Origin of the sequence: Maribacter sp. UBA3344 (assembly GCF_002362375.1) — a bacterium.
In the GTDB taxonomy this organism is placed as follows: Bacteria; Bacteroidota; Bacteroidia; order Flavobacteriales; family Flavobacteriaceae; genus Maribacter; species Maribacter dokdonensis.
Window position 1 is genome coordinate 308010 of sequence record NZ_DERI01000008.1, and the last position, 19085, is coordinate 327094.

The 19085-nt window shown below is 38.5% G+C and carries 14 protein-coding genes; 11 read left to right on the forward strand and 3 right to left on the reverse strand.

Annotated features, from left to right (window positions below; translation table 11 throughout):
- Window positions 1-86: 86 nt before the first annotated feature.
- Complete coding sequence (locus B2Z27_RS04550; RefSeq protein WP_286812731.1) at window positions 87-3314, reverse strand: S41 family peptidase; 3228 nt, start codon at window positions 3312-3314, stop codon at window positions 87-89.
- A 154-nt stretch (window positions 3315-3468) separates the two neighbouring features.
- On the opposite strand from B2Z27_RS04550, the gene B2Z27_RS04555 reads away from it, so the two are divergent.
- The 9 genes from B2Z27_RS04555 to B2Z27_RS04595 all read left to right on the forward strand — a co-directional run bounded on the left by B2Z27_RS04555 (window position 3469) and on the right by B2Z27_RS04595 (window position 13817).
- Window positions 3469-4062: a methyltransferase domain-containing protein gene (locus B2Z27_RS04555; protein WP_339634287.1), complete on the forward strand. Its 594-nt coding sequence runs from the start codon at window positions 3469-3471 to the stop codon at window positions 4060-4062.
- A 641-nt stretch (window positions 4063-4703) separates the two neighbouring features.
- A complete protein-coding gene (locus B2Z27_RS04560; protein ID WP_286812732.1) occupies window positions 4704-7940 on the forward strand; it encodes a VPS10 domain-containing protein in 3237 nt (1078 codons plus the stop codon).
- 34 nt (window positions 7941-7974) lie between these two features.
- Window positions 7975-9894 (forward strand): S9 family peptidase, encoded by a 1920-nt coding sequence (locus B2Z27_RS04565; RefSeq protein WP_286812733.1) that lies wholly within the window; start codon window positions 7975-7977, stop codon window positions 9892-9894.
- Between the two features lie 34 nt (window positions 9895-9928).
- The gene (locus B2Z27_RS04570; protein ID WP_286812734.1) at window positions 9929-10654 is read left to right on the forward strand and encodes a DUF2490 domain-containing protein; all 726 of its coding nucleotides are present in this window, start codon (window positions 9929-9931) and stop codon (window positions 10652-10654) included.
- 28 nt (window positions 10655-10682) lie between these two features.
- The gene (locus B2Z27_RS04575) at window positions 10683-11321 is read left to right on the forward strand and encodes a YceI family protein (RefSeq protein WP_286812735.1); all 639 of its coding nucleotides are present in this window, start codon (window positions 10683-10685) and stop codon (window positions 11319-11321) included.
- Between the two features lie 148 nt (window positions 11322-11469).
- Window positions 11470-12063, forward strand: coding sequence for a superoxide dismutase family protein (locus B2Z27_RS04580; protein WP_286812736.1), 594 nt, complete (start codon window positions 11470-11472; stop codon window positions 12061-12063).
- Window positions 12064-12137: 74 nt separating this feature from the next.
- Window positions 12138-12674: an RNA polymerase sigma factor gene (locus B2Z27_RS04585; RefSeq protein ID WP_215998020.1), complete on the forward strand. Its 537-nt coding sequence runs from the start codon at window positions 12138-12140 to the stop codon at window positions 12672-12674.
- 1 nt (window position 12675) lies between these two features.
- Window positions 12676-13470 carry an anti-sigma factor gene (locus B2Z27_RS04590; protein ID WP_286812737.1) on the forward strand — a complete coding sequence of 265 codons (795 nt, stop codon included), beginning with the start codon at window positions 12676-12678 and terminating at the stop codon, window positions 13468-13470.
- Between the two features lie 164 nt (window positions 13471-13634).
- Window positions 13635-13817: a hypothetical protein gene (locus tag B2Z27_RS04595; RefSeq protein WP_286812738.1), complete on the forward strand. Its 183-nt coding sequence runs from the start codon at window positions 13635-13637 to the stop codon at window positions 13815-13817.
- A 9-nt stretch (window positions 13818-13826) separates the two neighbouring features.
- Here the strand turns inward: B2Z27_RS04595 and B2Z27_RS04600 are convergent, their stop codons facing one another.
- Together B2Z27_RS04600 and B2Z27_RS04605 are read right to left on the reverse strand one after the other, a co-directional pair.
- Window positions 13827-14870, reverse strand: coding sequence for a VOC family protein (locus B2Z27_RS04600; RefSeq protein ID WP_286812739.1), 1044 nt, complete (start codon window positions 14868-14870; stop codon window positions 13827-13829).
- Window positions 14863-15567, reverse strand: coding sequence for a glycosyltransferase (locus B2Z27_RS04605; protein WP_286812740.1), 705 nt, complete (start codon window positions 15565-15567; stop codon window positions 14863-14865). The genes B2Z27_RS04600 and B2Z27_RS04605 overlap by 8 nt, the downstream gene beginning before the upstream one ends.
- A gap of 209 nt (window positions 15568-15776) precedes the next feature.
- Here B2Z27_RS04605 and B2Z27_RS04610 point away from each other — a divergent pair, with 209 nt between their 5' ends.
- Both B2Z27_RS04610 and B2Z27_RS04615 read left to right on the forward strand, forming a co-directional pair.
- A complete protein-coding gene (locus B2Z27_RS04610) occupies window positions 15777-16568 on the forward strand; it encodes a DUF547 domain-containing protein (protein WP_286812741.1) in 792 nt (263 codons plus the stop codon).
- Between the two features lie 131 nt (window positions 16569-16699).
- Complete coding sequence (locus B2Z27_RS04615; RefSeq protein ID WP_286812742.1) at window positions 16700-18943, forward strand: efflux RND transporter permease subunit; 2244 nt, start codon at window positions 16700-16702, stop codon at window positions 18941-18943.
- The last annotated feature ends 142 nt before the right edge of the window (window positions 18944-19085 follow it).

Below are 19085 nucleotides of genomic sequence, written 5' to 3' on the forward strand. Positions count from 1 at the left end.
CTATTGTATATGAACACAATTGTACATACCCCTAAATATAAAGATAAATGTACAATCGTAATTATCCCTTATTCCTAAATTCAGCTTTACTTCACCTCTTTCAGTAACACCTCTATTGACTTCTCCAGTTGCTGATCAATGCCGTTTGCAATAATACCGGGTTGGTTTTTAACAATGAATTCTGGATCGGTCTCGTTGTTTTCCATCCATTCGCCTGCTTTGTTTTTGGCACTTACGGGTACTACCCCCCAAACACCTCCATTGGGCAAACGTTCCCAACCGGCAAAGCTACAGGTACCCGGTACGGGCATTCCCACGGTCTTACCGATCTTTAGATCCACATAACCGCTCGCAAAGCAAGAACCGTCGCTGTACATAGATTCGTTGAACATGGCCAAAGTTGGTTTTGTCCACCTAGAGGTTGGCTCGCCACCTACTACCCTATCTTCGGTTTCGTAAGATAAAAATGGTATACCGGTAAAGAACATGGCCAGGTCTGCTACTAAATCGCCACCACCATTAAAACGGGTATCTATAATGACCGCTTTTTTATCATTGAACTTGCCCAGCATTTCTTCATAAATGGTACGGTAAGGACCGTCTGCCATGCCTGGTATATGCACATAGCCCAAGGTTCCGTTGCTTTTTTTCAATACTTCTTTTTCATTGGTTTTCACCCAACGATCATACAACAGACCTCCTTCTTCCCTTAGCGAAATAGGCTTTACGGTCAGCTGTTTCTTTTTACCTTTTTCATCCACAATATCAAGCAGGGTAAAATCTCCAGCAACGCGGTTTAAATAGCGCGCCACATCTGTGTCCGCACCAATGGTCTCACCGTTTATTTTCTGTATGATCATGCCGGGTGAAATGTCAAAGCCAGCCTTATCCAACGGACCGCCTTTTATGACTTCGGTAATTTTTATTCCGTCGCCTTTATAATCATAATCCATAAAAATACCCAACGATGCGGTTTCATCACCATTTTCAATGGCACCGTAGAAGCGCCCGCCGGCGTGACTAACGTTCAGCTCTCCCAACATTTCCGATACCATTTCCATAAACTCAAAGTCATTGCCAATATGCGGCAGGTATTTTTCATATTCGGTACGCATAGCTTGCCAATCAATTCCATGAAAGGTAGATGTATAAAATATGCCATTGGTCTTTAGCCAAATGTGATCGAACATAAATTTACGTTCGGCATCGGCATCCAATACCATTTCGGCATTCAGTTTTACCGGTTCCTTTTTACCGCCCGCAACATCTACTTTAGAAATGCTACCATCTGATAATAGAAATAAGTTTTCCTTCTTGGCATCCCACTGTAAACTTGCCGATTTTGCACCTAGTGCCACCAACATTTTGGTGCTTTTGGTACGTATTTCGGTTTCCCAAAGATTGTAGTCCTTTTCAAATTTGGTCAGGTAGTACAGTTTTTCCCCATCTTTAGAGAGTACGGCATCAGACAATTTAGAGGAGTGTATGGTTAATCGCGCCTTTCTTCGGTCTACATCCTCCAAATCGAACTTTAAGGTGTTTACCTTTGGCTTCTCTTCCTTTTTATCCTTCTTCTTTTTATCGTCTTTATCCTCGCCTTCTTTTTCTTTTTTAGTCTCTTCTATCATTTTCAACAGATCATACTCTTCTTTGGTATTGTGGAATTTATCCCAAGACTCTTGGGTCAAGAACATGGTATATACATCGGTCTCAAAAGAACCACTGGTAGCATAACTTTTTAGACCGTTACGGTTAGTGAAATACATGATCTGACTACCATCATTCACCCATTTTGGGTAGTACTCATAATAGCCACTTTGGGTCAGGTTTTTACGCTTTTTCCCATCCTTGGATATTAAAAGCACCTCCGTGTTGTTCAATGAAACACTCCAGTCTACCAATAGCCATTTGCTATCCGGACTCCACTGGTAATACTGATCTCCGTCCCTCATATGTATGATTTCATCTGGAGTCAATAATGTGGTGACCTCTTTTGTCTTTAGATTCTTGACCTTTAAGGTCTTTCTATCTTCTATATATGCCACATAGATACTGTCTGGAGAAAACTCAGGCAAATAGATGTCATTTTCAGACGTTACCAAAGTATCTTCTTTGATCAGGGTAGCCGCAAAGAAATAGGGCTCTTCCGATCGCACCTTTGAAGATTTAAAAATGCTCCACTTGCCATTACGTTCACTGCTGTACGCTACAGATGTGCCATCTGGCATAAACTTTACAAAGCGTTCCTGTTCCGGGGTGTTGGTGATACGCTTGGTCAAAGAACCATCTACCGAGGTCACAAATACTTCTCCCCTGCTTATAAATGCAATTTCTTTGCCGTTAGGGGCTACATCCATTTCTTGAACACCACCGTTGACCGATTTATAGGTGATAGCATTACTATCCTCTTGCGTTCTTACTATTATTTCTACCTTCTTAGCACCTTCTCCGGCTTTTAGCGTATAAATTTCGCCATCATAACCAAATGCCAAGATATTGTCCCCAATACTTAATGAGCGTACCGGGTGAGTCTTAAAACTGGTATGTGCAGTAATTTCAGGTGCTCCCGTCAACGACATGGAAAAGACGTTAAAAGAGCCTTCTTGCTCGCTTAAATAGTAAATGGCACTGCCGTCTTTTGAAAATACCGGATTACGGTCCTCTCCCTTAAAAATGGTTAATTTGGTATGTTTTCCCGTTGCTGGTTCATACGACCAAATATCCCTGGTAATAGCAGATGTGTGATGCTTTCTAAAGGCATCTTCATAGCCTTTTTTATCATGGTACACCATTTTAGAGCCATCGGCATTTACTTGTACATCTTCTGCTGGAACGGTCAACACCTGATCTACCCTGCCCCCATTTGCGGGAACACTGTACAATTCTGGTTGTGATGCTGTTGGGTATTGCCGATGCTCGGCATCATCCAATCGCATGGCGCCAAATAAAACTACGGTATCGTCAGCAGAAAAACTGAACGCCTTTTCATCGTTACTATGATAGGTCAATCTGGTTGACGGTCCGCCTTTGGCATCCATGATATACACATCAAAATTGCCGTACCTGTCCGAGGAGAAAGCAATTCTTTCTCCGTTCTTGTTCCAAACCGGAGCATAATCATTAGCAACGTGGTACGTTAGCTGTTTTGCCACGCCACCATCTACAGGCACTGTAAAGATGTTTCCTTTGTACGTAAACGCAATAGTTTCACCGTTGGGAGAAATGGCCGGGTAACGTGCCCATTGTGGATTTGTCTGCGCTGAACATACGTACGTTAGGCAAATTGCCATTACCGATAAAAAAGAGTATTTCATGTATTTAAGTAGTTGGTATTTAGTAGATACGAAAGATAGGTATTTGATTTATCTACGGCAATGAAACTATGATCAATGGTATACAATTCTGCATAGATGGTAGAAATTGGCTAATTCTGATTAAATTTACTGTACCGACAAATACTATATTATCTTGAAAGAAGAAGAGCATTATTGGACAGAAAGGTATATGAATAAAGATATGGGCTGGGACATTGGCTACCCTTCTACGCCCATTAAAGAATATGCCGATCAATTAACCGATAAATCGATTCAGATTTTAATTCCGGGTGCCGGAAATGCTTACGAAGCCGAATACCTTTGGAAACAAGGATTCTCCAACGTCCATATTCTAGATATTTCTGAAATTCCGCTTAAAGAATTTAAAAAAAGAAACCCCGATTTCCCCGATGCAAACATGCACCAATCTGATTTTTTTGAGTTCAAAGGGCAATACGATTTAATTTTAGAGCAAACCTTTTTCTGCTCCTTTGTACCTACCGATGCTAATAGAAATGCCTATGCCAAACAAATGGCAAGCCTATTGAAACCTAATGGGAAATTAGTGGGACTCTGGTTCACTTTTCCCCTTACCGGTGATATGGAAAAACGACCTTTTGGCGGAAACAAAGACCTGTACACCAATTATTTATCGCCCTATTTTAAAACGATCACTTTCGATCCTTGCTATAACTCTATTAAACCAAGACAAGGAAACGAGTTGTTCGGGATTTTTCAAGTTCTTTGATTGGTTGTTGGTTGCTCGTTGCTCGGTCACTTCGGCTACGCTCAGTGACCTTGGTTTAAGAGAAACGCATGGCTCAACTATTGGTGAAAACTGAAAACTGATACTGCCTACTGAACAAACTATCACTTCGGCTACGCTCAGTGACCTTATTTACAACGTGGTAAAACAAGAATGAAAAACTCATAGCGAAACTGGTTTTTGAAAACTGCTACTGTTAACTGAAAACTGAAAACTGATACTGCCTACTGAACAAACTATCACTTCGGCTACGCTCAGTGACCTTAATCACTATTTGTCAGTTCGAGTGAATTTCGAGGAACGAGAAATTTGCTTGCCCGCCGAGAAGGAGGGTATCGAGAACCTTTATGTGTTCCAAAAATTCTCGATACCTGCCCATCGTCAGGCAGGCAACTTTTCAGTTCCCACTATGCTTTAACTAAAAATCGACTCGAACTGACCATACAGCACCATAAATTACACTGTAACCATTAACTGAAAACTGTTACTGCCAACTGAACACTGGACCACAAAACTGATAAAGGATTACGGATTCTTCAAAACTACATACTGTTAACATCCTTTTAAGAATACTTCCTTTTCTTTTCCGCTATTTTTAGAAACATAACTAACAAACCACTCAAATGACAAGAAGATTACTCTCCCTGTTGATGCTTTTTGCATCTATTTTCGTTACTGCACAAGATTTTAAAATGGACCTGGTTCAAGACTTAAAACCCCGTAACATTGGTCCCGGTGGTATGAGCGGTCGTGTAACCGCCATTGATGTTGTCAATGACAATCCGGATATTATGTATGTAGGTACCGCTTCTGGCGGATTATGGAAATCTACTTCCGGTGGCGTAAAATGGGAACCTATTTTTGATAAAGAAGTGACCGCATCTATTGGTGCCGTGGCCATTCAACAAAGTAATCCGTCGGTAATTTGGGCCGGTACTGGTGAAGGTAACCCCAGAAATAGCTTAAACGGTGGGTACGGAGTATACAAATCCCTTGATGGTGGAAAGACCTGGAAATCTATGGGGCTTGAAAAAACCAGACATATTCACAGAATCAAAATAGACCCCATGAACCCTAACACCGTTTATGTAGGTGCTATTGGATCTCCTTGGGGAGAACACCCAGAACGCGGCGTTTTTAAAACTACCGATGGTGGCGAGACTTGGGAAAAGGTGTTGTTCGTAAACAATAAAACAGGGGTTGCAGATCTTATTATGGATCCTACCAACCCTAATAAACTGATCGCTGCCATGTGGGAACACAAGCGCGAACCTTGGTTCTTTAACTCCGGTGGCGCGGGTAGCGGACTTTACATGACCCACGATGGTGGTAAAAATTGGAAAAAATTAAGCGAGGAAGATGGCTTACCAGCTGGTGACCTGGGTAGAATTGGTGTAGCCATTGCTCCGGGAAAACCTGAGGTTATCTATGCCTTGGTTGAAGCCAAAAAGAATGCGTTGTACAAATCTGAAGATGGCGGCTTTAAATGGAAAAAAGTAAACGATAAGAGCGATATAGGTAACAGACCTTTCTATTACTCTGAGATTTACGTAGACCCTGAAAATGAGAACAGGGTATTCTCCGTATTCACCTATGTGAACGTTTCGCAAGATGGCGGTAAAAACTTTACGCAATTGATGCCTGCATACCGTGCGGACAACGGGGTACACCCCGATCATCACGCCTTTTGGATCCACCCAGAAAACGGTCAGTTTATGATGGACGGTAATGATGGCGGACTCAATATCTCTAAAGATGGCGGAAAAACATGGCGATTTGTGGGCAACCTTCCCGTTGCGCAATTCTACCATATTGCGTTAGATAATGAATATCCATATAACGTCTATGGTGGTATGCAAGATAACGGTTCTTGGAGAGGACCTGCCTATGTTTGGAAAGCACAGGGAATTCGTAATAGCTACTGGCAAGAAATTAGTTTTGGTGATGGTTTTGATGTTGTTCCCGATCCTGTAGATTCCAGATATGGGTATACCATGAGCCAACAAGGTAACGTACAACGTTTTGATCATGTAACCGGTGATAACTACATTGTACGCCCTACTCCACCAGATGCGGATACCGAATTACGTTTCAATTGGAACTCGGCCATTAGTCAAGATCCTTTTGATACCAGTACCGTTTATTTTGGTAGTCAGTTTGTACATAAGAGTACGGATAAGGCATTGACTTGGAAAGTAATTTCACCTGATTTGACAACTAACGATCCAGAAAAACAAAAGCAAAGTGAAAGTGGTGGTCTATCTATGGATGCGACCGGTGCCGAAAACCATACCACAATTTTGGTCATTGAACCCTCTGCAGTTGAAAAGGATATGCTTTGGGTAGGCTCTGATGACGGTCGTGTGCACTATACCCAAAACGGAGGTGGAACCTGGACAGAAGTAACCGCAAACATCAAAGGCTTACCTAAAGGAAGTTGGATTCCGCAAATAAAGGCATCTACCCGTAATAAGGGTGAAGCATTGTTGATCGCCAACGACTATAGAAGATTCAATTATACGCCATATGCGTACCGCACCAAAGACTATGGTAAAACTTGGACAAGAATTGTTGATGCCACAGATGTAGAAAGCTATACCCTATCTATTATTGAAGACCCTGAGAATCCTAATTTATTGTTCCTAGGTACCGATGACGGATTGTATGTTTCTTTCAATGCCGGAGAAAAATGGCAGAAATGGACCGAAGGTTTCCCAACGGTTTCTACCAAAGATTTAGCCATTCACCCAAGAGAGCAGGATTTGGTAATCGGTACATTTGGTCGTGCTGCGTGGGTTTTGGATGATATTCGTCCGTTACGAGCTCTAGCCGCAGATGCTACCATTTTAAACAAGGAAATAGAATTATTTAATCCGCCAACGGCATATCAGGCATCCTACCAACAACCTACAGGCAGTCGTTTTGGTGCCGATGGTCTTTATCAAGGTGAAAACAGAAAGTCCGGTGCTATGATTACCTATTATTTAAAGGAAGGTAAAAAAGCTGCCAAAAAAGGCAAGGGCATGAAGGGTAAAAAAGAGGATTCATCCGAAGAAAAAACAGAAGAAAAAACAGATAGCGTTGCGTTGACCGGAGTTCAAAAGAAAGATTCCGTTCAGTTCGATTTTTACGATGGCGACAGACTGATTCGAACTTTAAAATACAAGACTCCAGAAAAAGCAGGATTTCACAGAATCTACTGGGGAATGGATGAAAAAGGCGCGGATAGACCTTCTAGAAAAGTACAGACCAAAAAGAAAGAATCTGGCGGTTTAGACGTAAAACCAGGCACCTATACCATAAAAATGTTATACGGTGATCTGGAAGAAGAAACTACGATTACGGTAAAATCAGACCCACGTTTAGAAGTATCTCAAACAGGGATCAATGAAGCCTATGCAAACGGAAAAGAATTGGAATCATACATGCAGACAGCAGCAGATGCGGTACAGCAATTGGCAAAAAGTAAAGAGGTTGCAGAGAAATTTCAAAAAGATCTGAAAAAAGAGGACGATAAAAAGTACAAAGAACAAATAGACGCCTCTAAAGATATCATTAAACAAATAGATTCTATCACCGCTATATATTTAGGTAAGGTCGATAAAAGACAAGGAATAACCCGTAGTAAAGAAATGACGGTAATGCAACGTATTCAAATTGCAAGGCGCTACGTAGGATCTAGAAAAACCGGTATGACGGCAACGGAAAAACAATTAATGCAATTTGCCAAAGATGATCTGCAGAGCGCACTACAAAAAACAAATGCTTTCTTCGCCAAAGAATGGGTAGAATACCAAACTAATATGAAAAGCTTAGATATATCACCTTTTAAAGAAACAGAAGTTTTTAATTTGAATTAATATGTAAAAGTCTAACAATCTAAAAACCACTACTATGAAGTACCTAATGGCTTGCTTTGTGTTTACGCTTATGTTAAGCTGTAAAGAAGAACCTAAAAAACCTTCTATTGCAGAAACGATGAAGACCTATACCATCAAACAAATGATGGATAACGAAGCCATTGGTGGCGGTAGTTTTTCCCCTGATAATTCTAAATTACTTATCTCAAGTAATAGATCTGGTATTTACAACATGTACACAGTGCCTACAAGCGGCGGTGAATTGACTCCCGTTACTATGTCTGACAGTGCCTCTGTATTCGCCATATCCTATTTTCCAAAAGATGAACGCATGTTGTTTAGAATGGATGGAAATGGTGATGAGATATTTCATATTTACGTCAGAGATCTAGACGGTACGCAGACCGACCTTACACCGGCAGAAGGTGCCCGTGCATCGTTCTACGGGTGGGCAGAAGATGATATGAGTTTTTACTATACTTCTAACGAGAGAAACCCTAGAAATGATGATATCTATGAAATGGACTTAGAAACTCTTGAGCCTACCCTGATCTATGAAAATACGGAAGGTTATAGCATTGACGGAATTTCCGAGGACAAGAAATATATAACCTTGGGCAAGCCCATCAATACCAATGATTCAGATTTGTTTATTTACACCGTCTCAGATAAAAAGCTGACCAAAATCAATGAAAATCAAAGCGCCAACAGTAGCTCTGGATTTTCCAATGATGGTTCTTCCTTGTATTATACCACAGATGATGGAGAGGAATTCTCTTATTTAATGAAGTACGATATTGCCACGGGCAACAGAGAAAAGGTGATGCAGAAAAATTGGGATATATGGGGTACCTATTTCACGGAAAACGGTACCTATCAAGTGACCTATATTAACGAAGATGCCAAGAATGTCATTGAAATAAAGAATGTTGGCACCGGTGAAAATGTTGTTCTTCCTTCTTTGGATGGTTTGGACGTAACTAGTGTAGATTTCTCAGATGATGAAAAACTAATGCGTTTTTATGCTGGTGGGTCACACACCCCTTCTAATTTGTTCGTTTATAATTTAGAAACCAAAGAACAGACCCAGTTGACCAATGTTTTAAATAGCGAAATAAATGGTGAAGACTTGGTGAACGCAGAAGTAATACGTTACAAGTCTTTTGATGGGGTTGAAATTCCTGCCATTTATTACAAGCCCCACCAGGCAAGCGCGGACACCAAAGTACCTGCATTGGTTTGGGTTCATGGCGGACCGGGCGGACAAAGTAGACAGAACTTTAGCTCATTTATTCAATATTTGACCAATCATGGCTATGCCGTACTAGCCGTTAACAACAGAGGTAGTAGCGGCTATGGCAAAACTTTTTATCAAATGGATGATTTAAACCATGGCGATAAGGATTTAAAAGATTGTGTAGAAGGTAAAAATTGGCTTGCCCAACAGCCAGAAATAGATGCCAATAAAATTGGAATTATTGGCGGCTCTTACGGTGGTTATATGACTATGGCGGCATTGACCTATACCCCAGAAGAGTTTGCCGTTGGGGTAAATTTGTTTGGTGTAACCAATTGGGTACGAACATTAAAAAGTATACCGCCATGGTGGGAGTCTTTTAAAGATGCCTTATATAAGGAATTAGGAGACCCATACAGTGCAGATTCCGTAAGGTTAAAAGAGATTTCCCCTTTGTTTCATACCGATAAGGTGACCAAACCTCTAATTGTTTTACAAGGTTCTCAAGACCCTAGAGTATTACAAGTAGAATCTGACGAAATTGTCGCAGGTGTAAAAAAGAACGGTGTTCCCGTAGAATACGTGCTCTTTGAAGATGAAGGTCATGGTTTTGTAAAAAAAGAAAATCAGATCGAAGCGTATAGTAGGGTTTTAGATTTTTTAGATTTGTATTTGAAGAAGGATAAAGCAACACCTATTGAAGAAGGCGATAAGTAAAGCCAAAATTTTAAGTTTCATATTAAATTAAAGAATGAAGAAAGTTTTTACGTTACTAGTATTATTAGCAACTATTAATCAAATAAATGCTCAAAGTGGTGGTACAGGAGAAGACGATTTTGGTAGTTGGTTCATGTATTTTGGAACGAACAAAATAGCCGATAAGTGGAGCATACATACCGAAGCACAATTTAGATATTATGAAATGGCTTCGAACTTTAATCAGTTGTTGCTGCGTACAGGTATCAACTATCACATTAACCCTGATGCTATTGCCACTTTAGGCTACGGATTTATTGAAACCGACCCTACTTTTACGGAGCTTGATGAATTTGGTGTAAATACCTTAGTTGAAAACAATTCAATTTCAGAACATCGCATATTTGAGCAGTTCATTCTTAAAAACAAAGTGTGGGAATTTAATTTTGAACATCGTTACCGCCTAGAGCAGCGCTTTGTACAAAACAATTTTACCGGTGAAAACAACACATTGCACAGAGCCCGTTATAGAATTCAAATGACCTTGCCCCTAACCGATATCTTTTTCTTGAATTTCTATGATGAGATTTTCATAAATCTACAAGACAGTGCATTTGGTCAAAACCGTGCCTATGCTGCACTTGGGGTTAATGTTACCGAAGATTTAAGCATGCAATTTGGCTACTTAAAAAATCACTTTACAGGGGCTAATTACGATCGTCTACAAATTGGTGTTTTTTATAACACCGATCTGCGTGGCATTTTTAAAAAGAAGAAGTAAATTTATACCATAAACAAACTACATTATTATGAAAAAAATAGCATTGACTTTCGCGAGTGCATTATTGATCATTTTCGCAAGTTGCAAGGACGCTAAAAAAAGTGAAGATTCTAAAAATGTTGAAGCCACAGCAGAAACTGCTGACATGTACAGCTTGGTTCAAGACTCTACCAAGGTAAGTTTTACCGCATACAAAACAACTGATAAAGTGCCAGTTGGCGGTATGTTCAAAAAGATAAACTTTACTAATACAACAAGTGGAGCAACTGCTATGGAAGCTTTAAACGGAACTGAATTTAGCATTCCCGTAAGCAGTTTGTTTACCAATGACCCTACCGGTACTAGAGACCCAAAGCTTTTAGAATTCTTTTTTGGAGTATTAAAAGATACCGAGCTTATTTCTGGTGTGGTTAAGGCAGAAGGCGAAAATAGCTCTATAGACGTTACCTTAAATGGTGAAACCCAAAATATACCCCTTACCTACGAAATGGATGGCGACAACAAAATTACTTTTAGTGGTGTAATGGATTTGGAAAACTGGAACGCTTTAGATGCCGTTGCCTCTATAAACAAAGCTTGTGAAATTTTACATACCGGTAAAGATGGTGTGAGCAAAACTTGGAGCGAAGTTGCCGTTAAAGCCGAAGTGCTTTTGGATAAAAAATAATACCTATTATATATGTATAGATAAGGAGGAGCGTTAACGCTCCTCTTTTTTTATCACTAAAGATTAAAAGTATTGCTCTATGCACTTAACTACTTGATATTACATTATTTATTGGCTAATTTGTTGCTTCACACTAAAATAGATTAACATGAAAATATTAAAAGTTGAATTAGCACTGTTGGCACTATTGGCTGTCTTCAGTTGCAAAGAAGTAAAAAAAGAAGCATCAGAGGCTAAAGAGGAAATGGAAGAATTAATGGATGAGGCAGAAAATGAAATGACAGAACAAGATACTGTTGTAAAGTTTATGCTTGAACCAAAAAATGATAGCAATGTTAAAGGTGAAGTCATTTTTACCGAAGATGATGGCGAAGTAGATATGGTAGCCGTACTTTCTGGTTTAAGTGAAGGAGAACATGCCATTCACATTCACCAAACGGCAGACTGTACTGCAGCCGATGGTTCTTCTGCTGGAGGACACTGGAACCCAACTAATGAGCCACATGGTAAATGGGGAGCAAGCGAAGGATATCATAAAGGTGATATAGGTAACTTTACCGCAGATGCCGATGGTAACGCCAAAGTTGAGTTTTCAACAGACGAATGGTGTATTGGCTGTGATGATGAAAATAAGAACATTTTAGGAAAAGGGGTTATTGTACACCAAGGTGTTGATGATTACACTTCTCAACCTAGTGGTGATGCAGGTGCACGTGTTAGCTGTGCCGGTATTATTGAATAGGGTTAATAATATTTAGGATAAAAGCTGTTCTTAGAACAGCTTTTTCTATTTTTAACCGTTACAAAATATTTAATATGCAATTAGACCTATTGGTTGATCAATTTAAAAAGAAAGACCCTTTGGCTTTCGAAAAGCTATATGGCATGTATAGTGAAAATATCTGTGGTGTTATCAATACCATAGTAAAAAACGATGCCTTGTCCCAAGAAATCTGTCAAGACGTATTTATAAAGATTTGGAATAACTGTGAAAGTTATAATTCTTCTAAAGGTAGATTTTTCACATGGATCCTTAACATAGCCCGAAATGCAGCTATCGATGAAATACGCAGTAGGTCGTATAAAAATGACAAAAAGAATCTTTCCGCAGATTACTTCGTAGGTATTTTACAGCACAGGGAAGAAGAAGAAAGTTCATCTGTAGATACTAAAGGTCTAAGAAAACTTGTTAATAATTTAAAGGAAAAATGTGTTCAGATCATTGAACTGTTATACTTTAGGGGTTATACACAAAAAGATGCTGCAGCAGAATTGGAAATTCCCTTAGGCACTGTAAAAACAAGAAATAGAAGTTGCATTTCCCAATTACGGGAGAATATGGAGGTAAGATAGTATGGATGTAGAAAAATACATAGCATCGGGAATTTTGGAGCTTTACGTAGCCGGTACACTCTCAGAGAAAGAAAATCTTGAGATTGCCAACTATGCCAAGGTGTATCCAGAAATAAAAAAGGAAATCGAGGAAATTGAGGCTTCAATATTAGAATTGTCCAGAAAAGCTTCACCAGGATATCATTATTCATTTAAAGCATTGATGAATAGAATTAATGGTGAGGTCAAGGTAGTTGATATGAATGAAAAACGTAGTACTCCATTCTTATCTTATATGGGTTGGGCTGCATCTATTTTATTGGCTGTAGGACTCTTCTGGATGTATCAGCAAAATCAAGAATTGAAATCTAACATTGAAGTGGTAGAAAAGCAGAATGTAGATTTGGAGCAGCAAATTGCCGATACCGATTCTTCTTTAGAACAGACCCAAGAATTATTGAATACACTTAGAGATAAGAATATTAGTGTTATCCCTTTAGGAGGGCAGGACGTTTCACCTACTTCATACGCCAAGGCGTATTGGAACAAACAAGAAGAAAAAGTATTTATAGATGCCAAAGGGCTGCCAGAACCACCAGATGGTTTTGTTTACCAAGTTTGGTCTCTTAAACTTTCGCCGCTTACACCAACCAGTATGGGTCTTCTTGAAGATTTTGCAACAGATGAAAACAAAGTCTTTGCATTAAATAATCCTAATGACTCAGAGGCATTTGGTATTACCTTAGAACCTGCTGGCGGTAGTGAATCGCCAACCCTTGAACAATTGTATACCCTTGGGGTCGTCAATGCTTCATAAGAAGTAAAACACCTCCGGGCAAGCCCATGAGGCATATAAAGGAAACATACTTTTAAATTAGAGGCAAGCCTAGAGGTATTATATCCTTTGGCGGTGGCAATAAAAAATTATGTATTAATGGGCAGTTTATAAAAACTGCCCATTTTTTTTATTATTTTTCCAACATGGATTTAAAGAAAATTTTTGGAACGGTGCTTACCTTATTAGGAATCGGTGGGCTGGTTTATACTGCAATATTATTCGCTAATAGCAGCGGAACAACAAAACAACTTATTGTCTATGGTGTTTTAGGTGCCATTTTCTTCTTTTCGGGTATAGGACTCATTAGAAATACCAGCCAAAGTTAACCCATAGAATCAACGGTCTGTATTAACCCTGTGTAGGGCAAGGCTCTTTACTAGCCATTTAGGTAAGGTCTTATTTGGATTTCTTTTCTTTAGGTTTAGATACAAACCTAGCGCTTTTAAGATAGGTACCTTATGAGTCTCTACCAATTCTATCAACGTGCCATCTGGGTCTTCCATATAACTAAAATGACCGGCGGCGTCGCCCATATCAAAACTGTTGGCACTGTCTACCGTAAAAGGACAGTTATTATTGATCGCCTTTTCCCTTATCGCAGCCATACCAGATACATCAAAACATAGGTGAATGTAACCTAGATCACCCCATAGCCTATTTTCAAAAATCTTGGTTGGCCTTTCATTTAGCAGCTGAACAAGTTCTAGTTGCGTAGGTCCCAAAAGGTCTCCAAAACCACCAACAGAAGTACGTTCTTGCTGTAATATTACTCTTCTACACTTTTTCTTATCGGTAGACAAAACTGAATCTATTGCATCGTACACCACTTTAGTATACCCCAGCATAGTAGAGTAAAACCCCATAGATTTCGTAATATCACTTACCCCTATAACAGCACCTAGCACTCCCCCATTTAATGAAGACTGCTTAGAGAAGGAATACATATCTTCTACCAGCTGAACATGGTTTCCAAAGGGGTCGTTAAAATAGAAATTTGGCTTATGGGTATGGCTTATCTGCGATAAATTAAGTACCCCTAATTCTTTTAAGTACGTGTGCATTTTCATAAGATTACCACATCTTATCTTCATAGCGTATATACCTAAATCGCCGAATTTTATAGGATTTTCAGATGCTACTGGAATTCGGTCTTTAAATTGCCAAATTTCCAAACCACCACCACCGGTCATGTTGAGCGATAGGTACGCTTCCCTTTTCTCAACCTTATTATTGGTATATTGAGACATCAATGACGCAACTGCCTCATCTTCAAATAATAAAATATCAAAACCTAAATGGTTTCTATACCAATTAAATACTTTTTTGACATCTGATACTCCAATGCCTATTTGTTGAATACCGTTAATTATTTCAACCATTATATGGGGTGCGTATCAATTTATTATGAAGCGATTTTAATTTATTTCCTGGATATCCCAACTTAAAAAGTACCACTAAGATGAAATTGGACAAATTGACCCGTAAATACGAATTAGATTCATATTTACGTGCCGAAACTACCAAATCGTTCTTTATTATGGTGTAAGATATCCGCTCTTTCTTCATTCTTGCAAAAAATTCAAAATCTTCCATAAGCACCTGTTGCTCATTAAAACGGCCTAGCTGTTCAAATGCTTCTTTCCTTATGAATAGGCATTGATCACCGCCACCCGTAAACAAGCCGTCTTTAGCCGTAAAGGCTGCATTTATTCGTAGATACCATTTATCCTTATCAAATCGGTAAGAGAAAAATCCTGCATCATAGCCATCTTCTAAACTTTGCAATATATTATCTATAAATTCAGCAGGCGGTACTACATCAGCATGTAAAAAAACCAGTGTATTGCCTAATGCCATACTAGCAGCTTCATTCATTTGAGAAGCCCTACCCTTATTCTTGCAACGTAGTATTTTTACCTTGCTATTACATTCCAGTAATTCAATATCGTCAGAATTACCGGGTGATAAGGCTACAATTACTTCTACTAATTTATTATGCTCTAAAAAACATGCAATACTAAAAAGTCGCTGTAGATTATCATATTCATTATGGGCAGGTATAATTATACTGATCATATAACTGGTTGATTCGCAGAAATTTGGTTAATTACTATTGTTTTGATTGACACCAACTTTACTTTATTTACGTAAGTTGGTCAAAATAGTTTTAATACTGGCTTTATAATTATAAAAAAGTTAACGTAATCAATTAAACATATACTCGACCAAGGTGAAACAAACCTTTCAAATACATTTACGTAAGTAAGGTGACCTAAAACTACATTATGAAATTAAGACTATATTTTTTAGCTGCTCTATTTGCATTATCATGTACGGCTAAAACCAATTTACAGGCACAAACGGAAGCTGGTGACAAAAGCGTTGATTTCAATGAGCTATCAGAATCTTTCTTGCATAAAATAAAAGCCGAAGAAGATACTCAGGAAATACAAAATATTTTAGCAAATACCACCATTAAGGAATTGGATGCCGCTCTTGACACCAATGATAAACGTTTGGCGTTTTGGTTGAATATTTACAATGCTTATATACAGGTTATTTTGCAGAATAATCCTGAATTGTATGATGACCGTGGCAGTTTCTTTAAATTGGAGCAAATTAAGATTGCCGGTGAAATGGTTTCGTTTGCAAAAATTGAACATGGTCTTATTAGAAAATCTCAATGGGAATACGGCCTAGGCTATATACGCAAATGGTTCCCTAACAAATTTGAACGAAAACTAAGAGTTGACAAACCTGTGTACAATATACATTTTGCGTTGAACTGTGGCGCCAAAGATTGTCCGCCAGTAGCCATATATGAATGGGAACGCCTACCAGAACAGTTAGAAATAGGCACAAAAAAACATCTAGAAAAAACAAGTGAGTTCAATACAGAAACCAATGTAGTTAAGGTAACATCATTATTCAATTGGTTTAGGGGAGATTTTGGCGGAAAAAACGGTGTTAAAAAAATCTTGAAAGAAAACGATATCATACCTTCTACAAAAGATGTAGATATTGAATACACCAACTATGACTGGACCCTTTATTTGGACAACTTTATAGAATTGTAGCCATAGTATGGTGTTTTGGGTTCTTTAGTTATTAGTTACCCCAACATAAGAAATATTCTTATTTGGTTCTTAGTACGTTGATTAGCTTATAGAGTGTTAAATTTGCACCCGAAATAGATTTATACTTTTCTATGAAGGTTGACTTTGGTTTCCTTAAAAAGTTTTTTGTTGTACTGTTCATACTACTAGGCGTATTGGCGGTCTCTAAATTGGATGAGCTCCAATTTTCATTCGATTTTAGTCAGTTTTTTCCTGAAGAAGATCCTGATTTGGCTTTTTATGATAAGTATGTTGAAGAATTTGGTACTGATGACAATTTTTTACTCATTGCCGTAAAGAACCCTACAGACGTATTTCAAGAAGACTTTTTAAAAAAGTTCCAGGCAATTTCCAAAGAAAGCAAGGATTTTGAATTTGTATTGGAAAGCAGCTCTATCACCTCGTTATCCTACCCTCTAAAGACATCTTTTGGTTATACAACGTTGCCCATTATCCATATCAAAGACCCCAATTTATATGAACAAGATTGGGACAAAATAAAATCTGATTCCCTATTCATAAATACGCTTATTGCTAAGGACAGAAAATCAATGGTACTGGCCTTACAAACCGAAGACAACCTCAATTACCAGCAGTCTAAACAACTTTTAAATCAAATTAGGGCATCTTTAAAGGCGAATAATCTGCCCAATTACCATATTCTTGGTAGGGCCTTCTTTTATGAAGCTATTGTAGAAATGCAAAAGAGCGAAGTATTGACAACCACTATAGTAGCTTCTATTTTGGTGTTTATTATTCTTCTATTGGTGTACAGAAGTATGCCCGTAGTTTTAATTTCGGTTTTCTCGATAGCCATGTCACTCTTATTGTTTATGGGGCTTTTGGGCTGGCTAGGCAAAGAACTGAACGCTATGGCAGCATTTTACCCTGTATTAATGCTCATTGTAGGTACTTCTGATGTTATACACCTAACCGATAGTTATATACGAAAACTACAAAGCAACATTCCACGATATGCGGCCATAACCTCATCATTAAAAGAAGTGGGTATGACTACCTTACTTACCTCTGTAACTACTGCCGTTGGTTTTGTGACGCTTTTATCATCTAGATTAGTGAGCATCCAAGAATTTGGAATCAATGCCGCCATTGGTGTTTTGGTAGCTTATATTACGGTAATATTCCTAACAGGATCATTGCTAATAAGTTTACCGGAAAAATCGTTGGTGGGGCGTAAAAGCATATCAGAAAATTGGGTCAATTACTTATTAAAGATCAATACGTTCACCAAAAATTTTCCTAAAACCATTATTGCCGGTACTGTACTTTTTACCGCACTCTGTATTTTAGGTATATATATGGTGCAGACCAACCAAGAACTTAAACAGACCTTACCTTCTGAAAGTAAAATTGCCTTAGATTTTGAATATTTTCAGGACAATTATGCAGGATTTAGACCCTTGGAAATTGCTGTAATGGGTGTTAATGACCATAAGGTAACCGAATATGAAGTGGCTTTGGAAATTGAAAAATTGCTTACGTACCTTAAAACAATTGAAAGTATAGGGAGCTTACAATCTTCTAACCTTGCCTATAAAATATTGAACAAGGCCAATAACCTAAACAACTCGGCTTTCTTTAAGCTTCCACAAGACAAAAAAACGTTCTTAAAATATCAAAAAGATACGCGTAAACTTGCACGCAAACAGCTTGCAAAATTTGTAAATGCAGATGAATCTATTGCACGTATCAATGGCCGATTACAAGATATTGGAACAGACAACCTAAAAGTGGTTTATGAAAACATTGATGCTTTTGCCAAAACCCAATTAGACACCTCTCTGGTTAAAATAAAAGTAACGGGTAAGAGTATTTTGTTGGATAAAAATTCCGAATACATAAGAAGTAGTCTTCTTGAAGGATTACTCTATGGTTTATTATTGATCGGGGTCATTATGGCTTTTGTTTTCAAGGATATTAAAATATTCTTGATTTCATTGGTGCCCAATATCCTACCTATTTTATTTGCAGGTGGCATGTTGGGTTTTCTGGGTATTCCGTTAGAAGCATCGTTATCTGTGGTATTCGCCATAGTATTTGGAATTGCGGTAGACGACACCATTCACTTTTTAGGAAAATACAAGTTAGGTATTACCCAAGGGCTGGAAAAAGAGGCGGCCATTGAGAAAACCTTTGCACAAACAGGTAGAGCCCTGGTCATTACAACCATTATATTGTTCTTCGGATTTATGGTAATGCTGTTTTCTATTCATCAGCCCAGTGTTACCATTGGGTTGATCATTAGTGTAACCTTGGTAACAGCATTGATATTAGATTTACTATTATTACCGGTACTGCTAAGAAAATTGATTTAAATAGAGCTATTGGTACGATTTAATGTCTTTTGCAAAGACCTGTAGGCAACTATAGTTTTGCCGACCAATAAAATCATTAAGCTGATCCATAATGTAAAGAGTAGGTATTCCATAACACTAATTGGTTTACTTGGTTACTTTT